The following is a 17,945-nucleotide window of genomic DNA, read 5'->3' on the forward strand; positions in this document are numbered from 1 at the left end:
CCAGGCCCTCCTCCGCCTCGCCCGCCAACGCATCAGCGTCCTGTTCGCCATGCTCCGCGACGGCACCTTCTACAAGCCGAGAACCCCACGCCTCACTTGACGAAGGACATAGAGGCACCCCCCCGCTGAACAGGAGAGCGATGCCCACCAGGAGCCGCACCCTCGCCTGCCTCGCCACCGGACTCACCGCCCTCGCCGCCGTACTGCTCCCCGCGAACGCCTCCGGGGCCGCCCCCGCCGCCCCGGACGCCCGAGGACGGTGCGCCTCCTCCGTCCCGTACGTCTCGGGGGAGGGCGGCTACGACACGTACCGCATCCCGGCCGTGGTCCGTACCCGGGCCGGGACCCTGCTCGCCTTCGCCGAGGGGCGCGTCGGCGGGGCCGGGGACAGCGGGAGCATCGATGTCGTCCTCAAGCGTTCCCGCGACGGCGGCTGCACCTGGGGGCCGACCGCCGTGGTCGCCTCCGGGGGCGGGGACACCCGGGGCAACCCGGCACCGGTCGTCGACCCCCGCACCGGCCGGATCGTCCTGCTGACCTCGTACAACAGCGGGCAGGTCACCGAGGCGCAGATCATGCGCGGGGAGGCCACCGCGGCGCAGGGCCGCCGGGTCTTCGTGCAGTACAGCCGGGACGACGGCCGCCGCTTCTCGCCGCCGCGGGAGGTGACGGCCGCGGTCAAGCCGCCGGGGTGGCGCTGGTACGCCACCGGTCCCGGGCACGCGCTGGCGCTGACCACCGGCCCGCACCGCGGCCGTCTCGTGGTCCCCGCGAACCACTCGGTGGCCCCGCCCGCGGGCTCCTCCGACACCGGCCAGGAACCCCGCTACTACGGTGCCCACGCGCTGCTCAGCGATGACGGCGGACGCCACTGGCGGCTCGGCTTCGTCGACGCCGCCTACGAGGGCGAGAGCAACGCCAATGAGTCGAGCGCCGCCCAACTGCCCGACGGTCGCGTGTACTTCAGTGCCCGGGACCAGAACGGCCCCTCGGTGGGCAACCGCCTCGACACCTACTCGCGCGACGGCGGGCGGGGCGTCGAGCGGCCCTACCGGGTGCAGCCCACGCTGAACGAGGTGCCGGCGGTCCAGGGCAGCGTCCTCCAAGTGCCCGGCAGGCAAAGGCCGTTGCTCTTCTCCGGGCCCTCGGTGCCGAGTGCCCGCCGCTCGATGGCCCTGTGGTCCTCCACCGACCGGGGCGCGCACTTCACCCGGGCGCTCACCCTCTCGCAACTCCCGGCCGCCTACTCGGACTTGGTGCCGATCGGTGCCGCGACACTGGGCATCCTCTACGAGACCGGCGACCAGGGGACGTACGAGAGGCTGGAGTTCCGGCGGATCGCGCTGCGCGCGCTGCGCTGAGGCCCGGTGCGGGTGCCGGGCTCAGAGCAGTCCGGCACTCGCCAGGTGCTTGCCGATCCGCTTCACCTCGTCCTCGGTGAGCGGGAGTTGGGGGGCGGCGGTGACCGGGCAGTCGATGACGCCGCGCAGATGCAGGGCCGCCTTGAAGGCGCCGAGGCCCGAGGAGCTGCCGCCGATCCGCGCCGGGTCGCCCTCGTCGACGATGCGGAACAGGGCGGCGAGGCGCTCCTGTTCGGTCCGCGCGCCCGCCCAGTCGCCCGCGCGGCACAGCCGGGCCAGGCGGACGTACCCGTGCGGATCGACATTGCCGAGGCCCGGCACCACCCCGTCGGCGCCCATCGCGAAGGCGGAGTCGACGGTGAGTTCGGAGCCGGTGAGCACGCTGAAGGAGGGCGGACCCGGGAGCGCGCGGCGGCCCATCAGGACGCGGCGCAGCCCGGCCTCGTCGCCGCTGGAGTCCTTCAGGCCCGCGAGCACGCCCTCGGCGGCGAGTGCGAGGACAAGGCGGGCGTCCAGCTTGCTGTGCACGGACACCGGCAGGTCGTAGGCGAGCACCGGCAACTGCGCCCGCTCGGCGACGAGTCGGTAGTGCCGGACGATCTCCGCGGGGTGGGTGCGGGTGTAGAAGGGCGCGGTGACGACGATGCCGTCGGCGCCCGCGGCCCGGGCGGTGTGCGCGTGGTCGAGGACCCGCAGCGCGGTCATGTCGATGGCGCCGGCGAGGACCGGGAGCTGCCCGCCCACATGGGCCACCACCGTCTCCACCACCCGGCGGCGGTGCCCGTCGGGGAGATAGGCCGCCTCGGAGGAGGAGCCGAGCACGAAGAGGCCGTCCACGCCGCCCGCGACCAGGTGGTCCACGAGACGGGTCAGCGAGGCGGTGTCCACCTCCAGGTCCGGGGTCAGGGGTGTGCAGACGGGCGGGACGACACCGGTCAGCAACGGGGGAAGGCTCATGGGTGCTCCTTCGGTGCGCTCGCCTGCAGGACGAGGTCGTGAACGGACTCGCCCCCGCCGACCGGATGGTGGCAGCGGAAGCGGTGCCCGCCGCCCGCCGCCGGGAGGCCCGGGGCCTGGAGATCCACCACCGGGACCTTCGCGGCCGGGGGACGGGCGGCCGCGGGATCCGCGGCCGGGAGGTCCGCACCCGGGCCCGCCGCCGAGAACTCCGGCATGGAAGCGGCGCACTGAGCGTCCGCCTTCCAGCAGCGGGTGCGGAAGGGGCAGCCGCTCGGCGGCCGGGTCGCCGAGGGCACCGGACCGGCCAGCGGGATCGGCTCGATCGGGGTGAGCAGCCCGGGCGTCGCCGAGAACAGCGCGCGGGTGTACGGGTGGCGGGCGTGCGCGGTGACCTCGGCGGCCGGGGACTCCTCCACGATCCGGCCGAGGTACATGGTGATCACCCGGTCGCTCATCCGCCGCACGGTCTGGATGTCGTGCGAGACGAAGACCAGGGCGAGGCCGAGCCGCTCTTTGAGGTCGAGGAGGAGGTTGAGGATCTGCGCGCGCACCGAGACGTCGAGGGCGCTGGTCGGCTCGTCCGCGACGATCAGCTCCGGCTGCAGGGCGAGCGCGCGGGCGATGGCCACCCGCTGCCGCTGCCCGCCGGAGAGCTGCCCCGGCAGGCCCTGGGCGAGCACCTTCGGCAGCCCGACGAGGGCCATCAGCTCCTGCACCCGGTCCTCGCGCTCGGCGGGGGTGCCCCGGCGGTGCACGTCGAGCGGGTCGCGCAGGATCTGGCGTACCGTCAGCCGCCGGTTCAGCGCGGTCGAGGGGTCCTGGAAGACCATCCCGGTGTGCCGGCCGATCGCCCGGCGGCGCTCGCCCGCGCTCATCGCCCACAGGTCCCGGCCCCGGAAGGCGACGGTGCCCGAGGTCGGCCGCTGGGCCCCCACCAGGACCCGGGCCAGGGTGGACTTCCCGCAGCCGGACTCGCCGACCACGCCGACCGTCTCGCCGGGTGCGATGTCCAGGTCGGCGCCGGTCAGCGCGTACACCTTGTCGCGGGAGAGGAGGCCGCCGGTGCGCGCCTTGTGCACGACGTGCGCTTCGGACAGGGAGATGAGGCTCATGTGACGGGCTCGCTTTCCCGGCCGTCGCTGCCGCGGCCGTCGGGGTCCTCGGGCGCGGGCCCCTGAGGCCGCCCGCCGCGCGTACCGGTGCCCGCGAGGTCGAGGGCCGGGTGGTGGCAGGCCGCCGTGTGCCGGGGCGGATCGCCGAGCAGGACCGGCGCCGAGGCGCGGCAGCGCTCGCTCGCCAGCGGGCAGCGGTCCGCGAAGCGGCAGCCCGCGGGGAAGTCGGCGGGGGAGGGCACCACGCCCTTGATCTGGGTCATCCGCTCGGCGGCGGACTCCAGCGAGAGCACCGAGCCGAGCAGCCCCCGGGTGTAGTGGTGGGTCGGCGCCTCGACCAGGTCGGCGGTCACCCCGGTCTCCACGATCTGCCCGCCGTACATCACCGCGATCCGGTCGGTGACGTCGGCGACCAGGGCGAGATCGTGCGAGACGAGGACGAGCGCGAAGCCGAGTTCGGCGCGCAGCCGCAGCAGCAGTTCGATGATCTGCGCCTGCACGGTCACGTCGAGGGCGGTGGTCGGCTCGTCCGCGATGATCAGCCTGGGGCTCCGGGACAGGGCGAGGGCGATCAGTACGCGCTGGCGCTGGCCGCCGGAGAGTTCGTGCGGGTAGCTGCGCAGGGTGCGCTCGGGGTCCAGGCCCACCATCTCCAGGAGTGCGCGGGCGGTGTGCGTACCGCCCCGGCGCACCACCTGGCCGAGCTGGGCGCGGATGGTCATCGCCGGGTTCAGCGAGGAGAGCGCGTCCTGGTAGATCATCGCCATCTCGTGGCCGAGCAGCCGGCGGCGGGCGCCCGCCCTCATCCGGGTCAGGTCCTTGCCGTCGAAGACCACCTCGCCGCGGATCCGGGCGCCCTGGGGCGCGAGGCCCATCACGGTCAGCGCGGTCAGCGACTTCCCGCAGCCGGACTCGCCGACCAGGCCGAGCACCTCGCCCGGCCGCACCTCGAAGCCGATGCCGTCGACGATGTCCACGCCCTCGTGCCGCGCCTCGAAGCCGATGGCGAGGTCGCGCACCCGCAGCACCGGCTCGCCCGCGGGCAGCGGCCGGGCCCGCTTCCGCAGCCGGGCCGCGGCCTCGGTGAGTCCGGGCAGCGCGAGGACCTTGCCGGTGCCCGGCTCGGGTGCTTCCAGGACGTCCTCCTTGCGGGCGGCGCGCGGGCGCACCCCGTGGCCGGCGGGCGCGGCCCAGGCGTCGGAGACCCCCTCGGAGAGGATGTTCAGGGCGAGCACGGTGACCAGGATCAGCAGGCCGGGGAAGACGGTCGCCCACCAGCCGCCGATCTGGACCAGGTTCTTGCCGTCGGCGATGACGCTGCCCCAGGAGGGGTCCGGGGGCCGTACGCCCGCGCCGATGAAGGAGAGCGAGGCCTCGAAGACGATGGCCTCGGCGACCTGCACGGTGCAGAAGACCAGGATCGGCGCCGCGCAGTTGATCGCGACGTGCTTGAGGACGATGTGCCAGGTCCGCGCGCCGATGATCCGCTCGGCGACCACGTAGTCCTCGCCGTACTGGGCCATCACATTGGCCCGCACCACGCGGGCGATCGGCGGGGTGAACAGGAAGGCGATGGCGCAGATCAGTACGGGGATGCCGCCGCCGAAGACGGTGACCAGGACGGCGGCGAGCGCGATGCCGGGGAAGGCCATCACGATGTCCAGGCAGCGCATCAGGGTCTCGTCGACGGCCTTGGTGCCGGTCGCCGCGAGCGCGCCGAGCACCGCCCCGCAGACCAGCGCGAGCAGGGTGGCGCCGAGCCCGATCGCCAGCGACCAGCGGGCCCCGTACATCAGCCGGGAGGCGATGTCGCGGCCGAGCGAGTCCTGGCCGAGCCAGTGGGAGCCGGAGGGGCCGCCGTCCCCGACCAGGGTGGCCTGGTCCAGCGGGTCGTGCGGGGCGAGCAGCGGGGCGAGGGCCGCGAGCAGGACCACCGCCGTGAGCACCCCGAGGGAGATCTTGGACAGCAGCGGCAGGCGGCGCAGCCCGCGCAGCCGGATGCCCGGCCGGGCGAGGTCCTCGCTGAGCCCCCTGGGCCCGCGGGTGAGCGGAGACTTGGGTTTCGCCGTGGTCATCAGGCACCCCGCAGACGCGGATTGACGAGCAGGTACAGGACGTCGATGACGAGGTTGACGATCACGAAGCCGAAGGCGGTGGTCAGCACCACGCCCTGCACCACGGCGGGGTCGCCGTTCTTGACCGCGTCGATCATCAGCTTGCCCATGCCCGGCAGCGAGAAGATCGTCTCGATGACCACGGCGCCGCCGAGCAGATAGCCGACCCGCAGGCCGAGCACGGTCAGCGGGTTGATCAGGGCGTTGCGCAGCACATTGCGGCCGACGACGACCACCGGGGGCAGCCCGCTGCCGATCGCGGTGCGCACGTAGTCCTTGTCGAGCTCCTCCACCACCGCGGTGCGCACGACGCGGATCAGCTGGGCGGCCACCGGCAGCGAGAGGGCGAGCGCGGGCAGCGTCATCGTCTTGAGCCAGCCGGTGAGGGAGTCACCCGGATTGATGTAGCCGCCGGTCGGGAACCAGCCCGCGTCGACCGCCAGGTACTGGATCATCAGCAGCGCCAGCCAGAAGCCCGGCGCGGCCACCCCGACCAGGGAGACCACCCGGATGATCTGGTCCGGCAGCCGGTCCCGCCAGATCGCGGCCGTGACCCCGAGGAGCAGGGCGAGCACCACCGCGATGCCGAGGCCGAGGAAGGTCAGCTGCATGGTCAGCGGCAGCGCGGTGGTGATCTGCTCGACCACCGGCTGCCGGTTCAGGACGCTGAAGCCCATGTCGCCGCGGAGCAGATCGCCGACGAAGGCCAGATAGCGCACCGGCAGCGGGTCGAGCAGGCCGTTCTGCTCCCGGAACTCGTGCAGCTGCTCCTGGGTGGGGTTGGCGCCCTGGTAGTAGGCCGAGGCCGGATCGTTGTCCGAGAAGCGCATCACGAGGAAGACGAACAGCACGATCCCGAGCATCAGCGGGACCAGCAGGACAATGCGACGAGCCAGGATTCTGGCGACCGCGGCCACGAACGCTCCTTAGTGCAGGGGGACCGGCGGGAGTGCGGGGGCGCCGGGGGGTTCGGGTACGGGCGGGTGCGTACCGGTGGGGCCGGGCGCACCCGCCGCTCAGCCGCTCGGCTTGGCCCCGAGCAGGTTGATGCCGGGATACGGCTGGGCCCGGACTCCGCTGAGCTGCTCGGCGTCCCAGGCCGTCATGAGTTCGTTGTGGACGACCGGATAAATCACCGCGTTCTCGGCGACGACGTCGAGGTAATCCTGCGTCATCGCCTTCTTCTTCGCCGGATCCGGCTCGCGCGTCGCCTTGTCCATCATCGAGAACAGGCGCTTGGCCTCGGCCTTGTCCGCCCAGCGGGCGTAGCGCATCCAGAGGTTCTCGGGGCCGTAGTTGTAGCGCATGATCAGGTCGGCGTCGATGCCGAACTGGTTGGGGTTGGAGGCCGCCGCGACCACCTGGAAGTCCTTGTTCTGGTCGAGCTTGCCGAAGACGGCCGCGGTCTCCTGCGGCTCCAGGGTGGTCTCGACCCCGACCGCGTCCCAGGAGGCCTTGATCGTCGGCAGGCAGTCCACCAGCCAGCTGACGTTGACCGCGGTCAGCTTCACCTTCAGCTTCTTCACGCCCGCCGCGGCGAGCAGTTGCCCGGCCTTCTGCGGGTCGTAGGCGTAGACCGTCTTCGCCTCGCGGTGCGCCGGGTTGCCCTCGTCCAGGAAGGAGGTGGCCGCCTTGCCATGGCCCCGCAGCGCCGCCTCGATCATCTTGTCCCGGTCGATGGCGTAGTGCAGCGCCTGGCGCACCCGTACGTCCCCGAAGGGCTCGTGCGCCGTGTTGAACAGCAGGAACAGGTGGTTCATCCCGGCGCCGCCCTCCACCCGCAGGCCCTCGCCCTGGAGCTGCTCGATGTTGGCGTACGGGATGTTGTCGGCGATCTGCGCCCCGGCGCTGCTGCCGGAGATCTTGGCGACCCGGGGGGCGGCGTCCACGATGGACAGCCAGTTCATCTTCTTGAAGGCGGCCTTGCGCGGGCCGTTGTACGCGGCGAAGGCGGCGAAGGTGGTGTTCGACTTCGGGTGGTGCGCACTCTGCCGGTACGGGCCCGAGCCGATCGCCTTGCCGCGGGTGGCCTCGTCCCAGCCGCCCGGCTTGCCGAAGACGTGCTTCGGCATGATCTTGGCGAGGGTGAGGCGGGGCGCGCCGTCCGGGAAGGGGAACTTCAGGACCAGTTCGACCGTCCTCGCGTCGGCCTTCCTGACCTCCTTCAGCCAGGAGGCGAAGAAGCCCTTGGCCAGCGAGGTGACCTTCGGGTCGAGGATGCGGTCGAAGGTGAAGACCACGTCCTCGGTGGTGACCGGCTCGCCGTCGTGCCAGGTGGCGCCCTCGCGCAGGGTGAAGCGCCAGGTGGTGGCCTGCAAGTCGGCGGGGACCTCGGTGGCGAGGGCGGCGTACGGCTTCCGGGTGAGCGGGTCGGTGTCGAGCAGGCCCTCGTAGATGTGGTGGTTGGCGGCCATGCAGAAGGCCGAGGCGGTCTGTGTCGGGTCCCAGCTCTGGTCGTTCCCGTAGCCGATGACGGCGGTCAGGGTGCCGGTGCCGCGCCCCCCGCCGGTCTCGTTGGTGGACTCCGGGCCGGAGGAACAGGCCGAGAGCGCCGTGGAGATCGCGGCGGCCGCGCCGAGCGCGCCGGAGTGCTTCAGAAAGGACCGGCGGTGCAGGCCCGGTCCGGCGGTCACGTCGCGCACAGTGCCCTCCATGAAAATAGGAGATACCACGTCCTACGTCGTGGGTAGCGCGACCATAAAAGCGGCCGGAGAAGCGGTCAAGAGCAGGCGCACGAATGCCGGTTGCTCCAGACGTGGGACGTGGTACCTCCGCCGGGCTTACCCTTTCGGGCATGTCCGAGGAGCCGAGGTTTCCCGCGGGCCTGCCCGCCCGGGACCGCCGGGTGGGCGGCCAGGTCCAGGGCGCGATCAAGCAGCTGATCCTCGACAGCAGACTCGGCCCGGGCGATCCGCTGCCCACCGAGGCCGAACTGATGGACGCCCTCGGCGTGAGCCGCAACTCCGTACGCGAGGCGCTCAAGGGGCTCCAGGCCCTGGACATCGTGGAGATCCGGCACGGCTACGGCACCTATGTCGGCCAGGCCTCGCTGACCCCCCTGGTGGACGGGCTCACCTTCCGCACCCTCGCCCGGCACGAGGACGCCCACGCCCTCGGCGAGATCCTGCAGATCCGCGAGGTCCTGGAGGAGGGGCTGATCCGCCGGGTCGCCACCGCGCTCGGCGAGCCGGAACTGGACGCCCTCGAAGACCTCGTCGAGCGGATGGCGGAGGCGGGCCGCGCCGGGCGGCCCTTCCCCGAGCTGGACCGCGCCTTCCACGAGCTGCTCTACCGCCCGCTCGGCAACACCCTCGTCGCCCAGCTGCTCGGCGCCTTCTGGAACGTCTTCCACCGGGTCGCCCTGGCCCAGGACTGGACCGAGGACCCCTCGCCCGAGCGCACCGTGCGCCGCCACCGCGACATCGTGACCGCCCTGCGGGCCCGCGACGTGGCGGCGGCCCAGCGCGCCATGGCGGACCACTTCCGCGGCATCGAGGCCCGCGCGGTCCGGGCGACCCGGGGAGTGGGCTGACCCGCGGGTCGCGCCCGCGGGCCCTCCGCCGCGCCCGTTCGGGCAAACCTATTCGGCCATCTCCTGTCCCCCTCAGGTCACTTGCGTGTCCAGTGCGAGGCCGAGCCGTTCACACGTGGGTAGTTGGCCCCGGTTCGGGGCACCGTTCACTCGGGACTGGCTGCGCGACGCATGCGGAGGGACACGAAGCGTGAATCGGGGCGGGACGGGGGAGCATGAGGGGCAGCGCGAAGGGGGAAGCCGGATGGCACTGCCGGTCGGCTCGTACGCCGTCGACACCCGGACCGGGCAGCTCGGCCGGGTCATGGGGCACGAGGGGCCGTATGTGCAGCTGAGGCCCCTGGGCGGCGGCCGGGAATGGGACTGCGCCCCGGAGGCGGTGCGCGGGGTCACCCTCGCCGAGCACGACCGCCCGCGGGCGGGCGAGGACGGGGCGCCGGTGGGCTGAGGCCCCGGCCCGCGCGCCCGCCCGGGATCCCGGGCCCTTCGCCGTCCCCGGGGTGCGCGAGAATGGGGTCATGGACTCCCACCCCGCCCGGGCCGCCCGCCCCCGTACCCGGCCGGGCGCCTCCGCGCGCGGCACGGGCCCCCGGGCAGGCAGCGGGGCCGCCCGATGAGCCTGTTCCGCGACGACGGCATCGTGCTGCGCACCCAGAAGCTCGGCGAGGCCGACCGGATCATCACCCTGCTCACCCGCGGTCACGGCCGGGTCCGCGCGGTGGCCCGCGGGGTGCGCCGCACCAAGTCGAAGTTCGGCGCCCGCCTCGAACCCTTCTCCCACGTGGACGTGCAGTTCTTCGCCCGGGGCAGCGAACTGGTCGGCCGCGGACTGCCGCTGTGCACCCAGAGCGAGACCATCGCGCCCTACGGCGGCGGCATCGTCACCGACTACGCCCGGTACACGGCGGGCACCGCGATGCTGGAGACCGCCGAGCGCTTCACCGACCACGAGGGCGAACCCGCGGTCCAGCAGTACCTGCTCCTCGTCGGGGGCCTGCGCACCCTGGCCCGCGGTGAGCACGCCCCGCACCTGGTGCTCGACGCCTTCCTGCTGCGCTCCCTCGCGGTCGGCGGCTACGCCCCGAGCTTCGACGACTGCGCGAAGTGCGGCATGCCGGGCCCCAACCGCTTCTTCTCGGTGGCCGCGGGCGGCTCGGTCTGCGCGGACTGCCGGGTGCCCGGCAGCGTCGTACCCTCGCCGGGGGCGCTCGCCCTGCTCGGCGCGCTGCTCACCGGCGACTGGGAGAGCGCGGACGCCTGCGAGGCCCGTTACGTCCGGGAGGGCAGCGGCCTCGTCTCGGCGTATCTGCACTGGCACATGGAGCGCGGACTGCGCTCGCTGCGCTACGTCGAGAAGACATGAGACGGACGGCGGGGCCGTACGGTCGGGGGAGAGCGGTCTACCCCAGCGGTACGAGATCCGGCCGTCCCCGCTGAAGGAGCGGCGCCGCCGCGGACAGCAGCCGCGCACCCGGGCAGCCCGGGGCGCACCGAACGATCGGAGTGAGGACCGTCATGGCAGTACGCGGGATTCTGGGGCGCTCGCGCCGCGAGTACAAGACGCCCGAGAAGCACCCGTCCGGCGCCCGCCCGCCGAAGCTCCCCGGCGAACTGGTCCCGGGGCATGTGGCGGTCGTCATGGACGGCAACGGACGCTGGGCCAAGGAGCGCGGGATGCCGCGCACCGAGGGCCACCGGGTCGGCGAGGGGGTGGTGATGGACGTCCTCAAGGGCTGCCTGGAGATCGGGGTCAAGAACCTCTCCCTCTACGCCTTCTCCACCGAGAACTGGAAGCGCTCGCCCGAGGAGGTGCGCTTCCTGATGAACTTCAACCGCGACGTCATCCGCCGCCGCCGCGACGAGATGGACGAACTGGGCATCCGCATCCGCTGGGTGGGCCGGATGCCGAAGCTGTGGAAGTCGGTGGTCCAGGAGCTCCAGATCGCCCAGGAGCAGACCCAGGGCAATGACGCCATGACGCTCTACTTCTGCGTCAACTACGGCGGCCGGGCCGAACTCGCGGACGCCGCCCAGCGGATGGCCCGGGACGTGGCCGCGGGCCGCCTCGACCCGAACAAGGTCGGCGAGAAGACCATACAGAAGTACCTGTACTACCCGGACATGCCGGACGTCGACCTCTTCCTGCGCCCGAGCGGTGAGCAGCGCACCTCCAACTACCTTCTCTGGCAGTCGAGTTACGCCGAGATGGTGTTCCAGGACGTGCTCTGGCCCGACTTCGACCGGCGGGACCTGTGGCGGGCCTGCCTCGAATACGCCTCCCGCGACCGCCGCTTCGGCGGCGCCATCCCGAACGAGGAACTCCTCGCGATGGAGGGCGAGCAGCCCGAGGAGTGAGGTCCGAGCGGTGCGCGCGGAGCGCCGGGCCCGACCCCCGCGAGGGGACCGGCCCGGCGCTCCGAAAGCCTCAGCGGCCGCTCTTGCCCGCGCACTCCGCGCAGGTGCCGAAGATCTCCACGGTGTGCGCGACATTGACGAAGCCGTGCTCGGCGGCGATCGACTCGGCCCACTTCTCCACGGCCGGGCCCTCGACCTCCACCGCGCTGCCGCAGACCCGGCAGACCAGGTGGTGGTGGTGCTCGCCGCTGGAGCAGCGCCGGTAGACGGACTCGCCCTCGTGGGTGCGCAGCACGTCGACCTCGCCCGCGTCGGCGAGGGACTGCAGGGTGCGGTAGACGGTGGTCAGGCCCACCGAGTCGCCCTTGTGTTTGAGCATGTCGTGGAGCTCCTGCGCGCTGCGGAACTCTTCCACCTCGTCGAGAGCTGCCGCTACGGCCGCACGCTGGCGGGTCGACCTGCCTCGTACCGGGGCTGCCACGATTGCCTCCTGACGTCTGCTGTACGGCCATTGTGTCAGGTCGCGGGAGGGGACCGCGGGTGACTCAGATCTCGTCGTGCGCCCCGCTGCGGGGCCCGGACACCGCCGTCGCCCCGGCGGCCGCGGGCACCGCGCACTCCACCGGGCCCGCGGGCTGCCCGGCACCGGCGAGCGCCCGGGCGCGGCGCCGGGCGAGCGGCGTCGCGACCACGCTGAGCACCAGGAACACCCCGATGGTCAGCAGCACGATGGTCGCCCCGGGCGGCACGTCCTGGTAGTACGAGGTCACCGTGCCGCCGACGGCGACGGCCACCCCGATCACCACCGAGAAGACATAGGTGGCCAGGAAGCTGCGGGTGATCTGCTGCGCCGCGGCCACCGGGACCACCATCAGCGCGCTCACCAGGAGCAGCCCGACGACCCGCATCGCCACGGTCACGGTGACCGCCGCCGTCACCGCGGTGACCAGGTTGAGCAGCCGTACCGGCAGCCCGGTCACCCGGGCGAACTCCTCGTCCTGGCTGACCGCGAAGAGCTGCCGGCGCAGCCCGAGGGTGACCGCGAGCGCCAGCGCGGCGAGCACGCAGATGGTGACGATGTCGTCCTCGGAGACCGTGGTCAGCGAGCCGAAGAGGTACGAGCCGAGGTTGGCGTTGGAGCCGCCGGGGGCGAGGTTGATGAAGAGCACCCCGCCGGACATGCCGCCGTAGAAGAGCATCGCGAGGGCGATGTCGCCGCGGGTCCTGCCGTACCAGCGGATCAGCTCCATGGCGACCGCGCCGAGCACGGCGATCGCGGTCGCCATCCACACCGGCGAGGCGGAGAGCAGGAAGCCGAGGCCGACGCCGGTCATCGCGACATGGCCGATGCCGTCGCCCATCAGGGCCTGACGGCGCTGGACCAGGTAGATGCCGATCGCCGGGGCGGTGATGCCGACGAGCACGGCGGCGAGCAGTGCCCGCTGCATGAAGGGGAAGGTGAGGAGTTCCATGGCGCTTCCTTCGGCCTCGTCAGCTCAGCAGTCCGGACCGCAGCGGCCGGGGGGCGGGGTCGTGCGGGTGGACGTGGTCGTGGCCCGGCAGCGCGTGCTGGCCGACCGCCTCGGGCGGCGGGCCGTCGTGCAGGACGCAGCCGTCGCGCAGCACCACGGCGCGGTCGATCAGCGGTTCCAGCGGCCCGAGTTCGTGCAGCACGAGCAGGACCGAGGAGCCCGCGCCGACCTGCGCGCGCAGGGTCCTGGCCAGCACCTCCTGGCTCGCCAGGTCGACGCCCGCCATCGGCTCGTCCATGATCAGGAGTTCCGGCTCGGCCGCCAGCGCGCGGGCGATCAGGACCCGCTGGTGCTGGCCGCCGGAGAGCGCCTCCACCGGGTCGCCCGCGTGCTGCGCCATGCCGACCTGCTCCAGGGCGTGGTGGACGGCCTCGCGGTCGGCGCGGCGCAGCGGCCCGAAGCGGGTGCGCGCGAGGCGGCCCGCCGAGACGACCTCGGTGACGGTGGCGGGCACCCCGGAGGAGGCCGTGGTGCGCTGCGGTACGTACCCCACCCGCGACCACTGGCGGAAGCGGCGGCGCGGGGTGCCGAAGAGGCGGATCTCCCCGCCGGTGACCGGGACCTGGCCGACGATGGTGCGGATCGCGGTGGACTTGCCCGAGCCGTTGGCGCCGAGCAGCGCCACCACCTCGCGCCGTCCCACCCGCAGGTCGATTCCGCGCAGCACCGGCCGCGCGCCCAGTTCGGCGCTCACCTGCCGCAGCTCGATGACCGGCTCACCGCCGCGGGTGGCTTCCGGAGTGTCCATGGCTCGCGCCTTCCGTCCTTGCCTGCCGGACGGCGGTCTCCCGCCGCCGGGCTTCGTCACTGGGAGCCGAGCGCCTTCTTGAGCGCCGCCAGGTTGGCGTCCATGACCTGGAGGTAGTCCTCGCCCTTCGACTTGCCGGTGATCCCCTCGACCGGGTCGAGGACATCGGTCTTCAGGCCGCCGTCGTCGGCGAGGGTCTTCGCGGTCTTGCCGGAGACGAGGGTTTCGTAGAAGACGGTGGTGACGCCGTCGGCCTTCGCCATCTTCTGCAGGTCCCGGACGCGTCCCGCGCTCGGCTCGCTCTCCGGGTCGAGACCGGAGATCGCCTCTTCGGTCAGACCATAGCGCTCGGCGAGGTAGCCGAAGGCGGCGTGGGTGGTGATGAAGACCTTGGTGTCGGTCTTCGCCAGGCCCTTCTCGAAGCGGCCGTGCAGGGCGTCCAACTTGCCGACCAGGGCCGCGGTGTTCTTGCGGTAGTCCGCCTTGTGGTCCGGGTCGGCCTTCTCCAGGGCCTTGCCGACGCCCTCGGCGACCTCGGCGTACTTCACCGGATCCAGCCAGATGTGCGGGTCGAGGCCGCCGTGGTCGTGGTCGTGGCCGTGCCCCTCGTGGCCCTCCTCCTCGCCGTGCTCCGCGTCGTCACCGTGCTCGTCGTGCTCCTCGGCGTGGCCGCCGGCCTCGGTGCCGTGCTTCTCCTGTGAGGTGAGGGCGGCGGCGTCCACCTTGACCTTCGCGCTGGACTGCGCCACGGACTCGTCGACGGCGGGCTGCAGCCCCTTCAGATAGAGGACCAGACCGGCCTTCTGCAGATGACCGGTCTGCTGGGCGCTGATGTCTAGGTCGTGGGGCTCGGTGCCGGGCTCGGTGAGGTTGCTGACCTTCACGTGCTCCTTGCCGATCTCCTCGGCGAGGAACTGCATCGGGTAGAACGAGGCGACGACGTCCAGCTTCCCGCCGACCTTCCCGTCCCCGGAGGAGGTGGAGCAGGCCGTGAGGGCGCCTAGGCCGAGCGCCGCGGCCGTGGTGGCGGCGAGGGCGGTGGATATGCGGGAGGGGGACGGGCGGCGTCGTACGTTCATGACACTCATTTTCACTAAAACTGGAAACGATTGTCAACTACAGCGATCTTGATCCTTCGGCCCGCCCCGGCCCGGCCGGTCCGCGCTCCCGGCCGCCCAACCGATTTGATCCGGGTACCCGGGGCGCCGGTAACCTGATGCGTCAGCCCTCATTCCTCGCCCGCCACCCGACCGCAACCCCTTTACCGAGGCGCTCCCGCGCCGCCCCCCCCCGTCCCATTTCTCCGTCGTAATGAAGAGAGCACCGTGGCCGCCGACAAGATCGACACCATCGTCAGCCTGAGCAAGCGCCGTGGCTTCGTCTACCCGTGCAGTGAGATCTACGGAGGCCAGCGCGCCGCCTGGGACTACGGTCCGCTCGGCGTCGAGCTCAAGGAGAACATCAAGCGCCAGTGGTGGCGCTACATGGTCACGTCCCGCGAGGACGTCGTCGGTATCGACTCCTCGGTCATCCTGGCCACCGAGGTCTGGCAGGCCTCCGGCCACGTCGCGACCTTCACCGACCCGCTGACCGAGTGCACCTCCTGCCACAAGCGCTACCGCGCCGACCACCTGGAGGAGGCGTACGAGGAGAAGCACGGCCGCACCCCGGCGAACGGCCTCGCCGACCTCAACTGCCCCAACTGCGGCAACAAGGGCACCTTCACCGAGCCCAAGCAGTTCTCCGGCCTGCTCTCCACCCACCTCGGCCCGACCCAGGACAGCGGCTCCGTCGCCTACCTGCGCCCGGAGACCGCCCAGGGCATCTTCACCAACTTCGGCCTGGTGCAGCAGACTTCGCGCCGCAAGCCGCCCTTCGGTATCGCCCAGATGGGCAAGTCCTTCCGGAACGAGATCACGCCCGGCAACTTCATCTTCCGCACCCGCGAGTTCGAGCAGATGGAGATGGAGTTCTTCGTCAAGCCCGGCGAGGACGAGAAGTGGCACGAGTACTGGATGGAGCAGCGCTGGAACTGGTACACCGGTCTCGGCCTCTCCGAGGAGAACCTGCGGTGGTACGAGCACCCCGCCGAGAAGCTCTCCCACTACTCCAAGCGCACCGCCGACATCGAGTACCGCTTCCGCTTCGGCGGCAGCGAGTGGGGTGAGCTGGAGGGCGTCGCCAACCGCACCGACTACGACCTGAACGCGCACTCCAAGGCCTCCGGCCAGGACCTCTCCTACTTCGACCAGGAGGCCCAGGAGCGCTGGACGCCGTACGTCATCGAGCCCGCCGCGGGTGTCGGCCGCACCATGCTGGCCTTCCTGCTCGACTCCTTCGTCGAGGACGAGGCGCCCAACGCCAAGGGCAAGCTGGAGAAGCGCACCGTGCTGCGCCTCGACCCGCGCCTGGCCCCGGTGAAGGTCGCCGTGCTGCCGCTCTCGCGCAACCCGGAGCTGTCCCCGAAGGCCAAGGGCCTCGCCGCCGCGCTGCGCCGGCACTGGAACATCGAGTTCGACGACGCCGGCGCCATCGGCCGCCGCTACCGCCGCCAGGACGAGATCGGTACGCCCTTCTGCGTCACCGTCGACTTCGACACCCTCGACGACAACGCGGTGACCATCCGCGAGCGCGACTCGATGAAGCAGGAGCGGGTATCCCTCGACCAGATCGAGGGATACCTCGCAGGTCGCCTCATCGGCTGCTGAACCACCACGAGTACACCCGGAGTTGACGGCCCGCACCGTCAATTCCCTTGCGGGGCCCCCGATTCCGTATCCGGAAGCGGGGGCCCCGTTGCACACTGGGCGCAACCCGACCCAGGAGGCCCCCGATGCCGTCCATGACCACGAGCAAGGTCAGCCGATGGGATCAGCACGGACGGGAACACACCGTCCACGTCAGCAAGTCGGGCGTCCAGCGCGCCCTGCGCTGCGCGACCTGCGACTGGCAGAAGAAGGCCCAGTTCCTGCCCTGGCTGAAGGCCGAGGAACACCTCGCCGAGGCGCACCAGGCGACCGTCGACCCGGCGGAGGACTGAACCGCCGCCGGGTCCTTCCGTCTGCGCGCCTTCCTGGGCAAACGCCCTCGGTTTCCCGGAGCTTTCGGCGGGCGCCCCGTCTGTTTCCGGCGGGTGTACGGCGGCCGGCGCGCGCCGGACCTGGGTGGGAATAGCCGGGTCTACGCGCGGCCACCTGCTGTGATGCCCTTGTGTCCAAGTGCGGGCGCTGGCAGGCTTCTTGCGTCCGGCTGCCTGCCGGTCCGGTATGTGCCACCCCCCCACCTTCCGTGTGGCAGGTACCGCCCCCCGGGGAGAGGAATTCTTCCGTGGACAAGTCACGTATATCGCGCGGCGCTCTCATCGCCGCCCTGGCGCTCGCCGCGGCCACCGCCGGCCAGGCGCCCTCCTTCGGCCTCACGCCCGCCGAACGCGGTGCGGACGGCCCGCGGTCGGCCGTCACCGCCTACGACGACACGTACTACGAGGGCGCGATCGGCAAGACCGGCGAGGAGCTCAAGGGCGCCCTGCACACCATCATCAGCGAGCAGACCAAGCTCAGCTACGACGAGGTCTGGGACGCCCTCAAGGTCACCGACGAGGACCCGGACAACTCCAGCAATGTCGTCCTGCTCTACAGCGGGCGCTCGCAGAGCAAGGACTCCAACGGCGGCAACCCCGACGACTGGAACCGCGAGCACGTCTGGGCCAAGAGCCACGGCGACTTCGGCACCGCGACCGGTCCGGGCACCGATGTGCACCACCTGCGCCCCGAGGACGTCTCGGTCAACAGCGTCCGCGGCAACAAGGACTTCGACAACGGCGGCAGCGCCGTCGACGAGGCGCCCGGCAGCCTCACCGACGACGACTCCTTCGAGCCCCGCGACGAGGTCAAGGGCGACGTCGCCCGGATGATCCTCTACATGGCCGTCCGCTACGACGGCGACGACGGCTTCGCCGACCTGGAGCCCAACGACCAGGTCGACAACGGCTCGGCGCCCAACATCGGCAAGCTCTCCGTCCTCAAGCAGTGGAGCGACGAGGACCCGCCGGACGCCTTCGAGCAGAACCGGAACCAGGTCATCTTCGACCAGTTCCAGCACAACAGGAACCCGTTCGTCGACCACCCGGAGTGGGTCGAGTCGATCTGGTAGCCCGCCGGGCAGCAGTCCGTCCGGCTGCTGTACCGCCGAGCCCCGGAGCGCGCCACCCCTCGCGGTGGTGGTGTCTCCG

17 protein-coding genes are annotated in these 17,945 nt (G+C 72.0%); 8 read left to right on the plus strand and 9 right to left on the minus strand.

What is annotated here, in order from left to right; all coding sequences use genetic code 11:
• Positions 1–140: 140 nt before the first annotated feature.
• The gene (locus HFV08_RS30535; RefSeq protein ID WP_168543811.1) at positions 141–1,361 is read left to right on the plus strand and encodes a sialidase family protein; all 1,221 of its coding nucleotides are present in this window, start codon (positions 141–143) and stop codon (positions 1,359–1,361) included.
• 21 nt (positions 1,362–1,382) lie between these two features.
• On the opposite strand, the gene HFV08_RS30540 is transcribed toward HFV08_RS30535, so the two are convergent.
• The 5 genes from HFV08_RS30540 to HFV08_RS30560 all read right to left on the minus strand — a co-directional run bounded on the left by HFV08_RS30540 (position 1,383) and on the right by HFV08_RS30560 (position 8,201).
• On the minus strand, positions 1,383–2,318 hold the full coding sequence (locus tag HFV08_RS30540) for a dihydrodipicolinate synthase family protein (protein ID WP_168543812.1): 936 nt from the start codon (positions 2,316–2,318) through the stop codon (positions 1,383–1,385).
• Positions 2,315–3,433, minus strand: coding sequence for an oligopeptide/dipeptide ABC transporter ATP-binding protein (locus tag HFV08_RS30545; RefSeq protein ID WP_246342204.1), 1,119 nt, complete (start codon positions 3,431–3,433; stop codon positions 2,315–2,317). The genes HFV08_RS30540 and HFV08_RS30545 overlap by 4 nt, the downstream gene beginning before the upstream one ends.
• The gene (locus HFV08_RS30550; protein ID WP_168543813.1) at positions 3,430–5,508 is read right to left on the minus strand and encodes a dipeptide/oligopeptide/nickel ABC transporter permease/ATP-binding protein; all 2,079 of its coding nucleotides are present in this window, start codon (positions 5,506–5,508) and stop codon (positions 3,430–3,432) included. The genes HFV08_RS30545 and HFV08_RS30550 overlap by 4 nt, the downstream gene beginning before the upstream one ends.
• Entirely contained in the window at positions 5,508–6,464 is a 957-nt protein-coding gene (locus HFV08_RS30555; RefSeq protein ID WP_168543814.1) for an ABC transporter permease, read from the minus strand. Before HFV08_RS30555 ends, HFV08_RS30550 begins: the two co-directional genes overlap by 1 nt.
• A 99-nt stretch (positions 6,465–6,563) precedes the next feature.
• Positions 6,564–8,201, minus strand: a complete 1,638-nt coding sequence (locus HFV08_RS30560) for an ABC transporter substrate-binding protein (protein WP_168543815.1) — start codon at positions 8,199–8,201, stop codon at positions 6,564–6,566.
• 140 nt (positions 8,202–8,341) lie between these two features.
• On the opposite strand from HFV08_RS30560, the gene HFV08_RS30565 reads away from it, so the two are divergent.
• The 4 genes from HFV08_RS30565 (at position 8,342) to HFV08_RS30580 (ending at position 11,434) form a co-directional block, all read left to right on the plus strand.
• On the plus strand, positions 8,342–9,079 hold the full coding sequence (locus HFV08_RS30565) for a FadR/GntR family transcriptional regulator (protein ID WP_168543816.1): 738 nt from the start codon (positions 8,342–8,344) through the stop codon (positions 9,077–9,079).
• Between the two features lie 244 nt (positions 9,080–9,323).
• Positions 9,324–9,527, plus strand: coding sequence for a hypothetical protein (locus HFV08_RS30570; protein ID WP_040253775.1), 204 nt, complete (start codon positions 9,324–9,326; stop codon positions 9,525–9,527).
• A 165-nt stretch (positions 9,528–9,692) separates the two neighbouring features.
• Positions 9,693–10,442, plus strand: a complete 750-nt coding sequence (recO, locus tag HFV08_RS30575) for a DNA repair protein RecO (protein ID WP_040253777.1) — start codon at positions 9,693–9,695, stop codon at positions 10,440–10,442.
• Between the two features lie 152 nt (positions 10,443–10,594).
• Entirely contained in the window at positions 10,595–11,434 is an 840-nt protein-coding gene (locus HFV08_RS30580) for an isoprenyl transferase (protein ID WP_168543817.1), read from the plus strand.
• Positions 11,435–11,504: 70 nt separating this feature from the next.
• Here the strand turns inward: HFV08_RS30580 and HFV08_RS30585 are convergent, their stop codons facing one another.
• The 4 genes from HFV08_RS30585 to HFV08_RS30600 all read right to left on the minus strand — a co-directional run bounded on the left by HFV08_RS30585 (position 11,505) and on the right by HFV08_RS30600 (position 14,793).
• Positions 11,505–11,918 carry a Fur family transcriptional regulator gene (locus tag HFV08_RS30585; protein ID WP_168543836.1) on the minus strand — a complete coding sequence of 138 codons (414 nt, stop codon included), beginning with the start codon at positions 11,916–11,918 and terminating at the stop codon, positions 11,505–11,507.
• A 61-nt stretch (positions 11,919–11,979) separates the two neighbouring features.
• The gene (locus HFV08_RS30590; RefSeq protein ID WP_168543818.1) at positions 11,980–12,906 is read right to left on the minus strand and encodes a metal ABC transporter permease; all 927 of its coding nucleotides are present in this window, start codon (positions 12,904–12,906) and stop codon (positions 11,980–11,982) included.
• A 19-nt stretch (positions 12,907–12,925) separates the two neighbouring features.
• Positions 12,926–13,714, minus strand: coding sequence for a metal ABC transporter ATP-binding protein (locus HFV08_RS30595; RefSeq protein ID WP_168543819.1), 789 nt, complete (start codon positions 13,712–13,714; stop codon positions 12,926–12,928).
• 56 nt (positions 13,715–13,770) lie between these two features.
• The gene (locus HFV08_RS30600) at positions 13,771–14,793 is read right to left on the minus strand and encodes a metal ABC transporter substrate-binding protein (protein WP_168543820.1); all 1,023 of its coding nucleotides are present in this window, start codon (positions 14,791–14,793) and stop codon (positions 13,771–13,773) included.
• 246 nt (positions 14,794–15,039) lie between these two features.
• On the opposite strand from HFV08_RS30600, the gene HFV08_RS30605 reads away from it, so the two are divergent.
• The 3 genes from HFV08_RS30605 (at position 15,040) to HFV08_RS30615 (ending at position 17,866) form a co-directional block, all read left to right on the plus strand.
• Positions 15,040–16,422: a glycine--tRNA ligase gene (locus HFV08_RS30605; protein ID WP_168543821.1), complete on the plus strand. Its 1,383-nt coding sequence runs from the start codon at positions 15,040–15,042 to the stop codon at positions 16,420–16,422.
• A gap of 125 nt (positions 16,423–16,547) precedes the next feature.
• Positions 16,548–16,754, plus strand: a complete 207-nt coding sequence (locus tag HFV08_RS30610) for a hypothetical protein (RefSeq protein ID WP_040253792.1) — start codon at positions 16,548–16,550, stop codon at positions 16,752–16,754.
• A gap of 287 nt (positions 16,755–17,041) precedes the next feature.
• Positions 17,042–17,866 (plus strand): endonuclease I family protein, encoded by an 825-nt coding sequence (locus tag HFV08_RS30615; RefSeq protein WP_168543822.1) that lies wholly within the window; start codon positions 17,042–17,044, stop codon positions 17,864–17,866.
• The last annotated feature ends 79 nt before the right edge of the window (positions 17,867–17,945 follow it).

The organism is Streptomyces physcomitrii (assembly GCF_012273655.1).
GTDB lineage: Bacteria > Actinomycetota > Actinomycetes > Streptomycetales > Streptomycetaceae > Streptomyces > Streptomyces physcomitrii.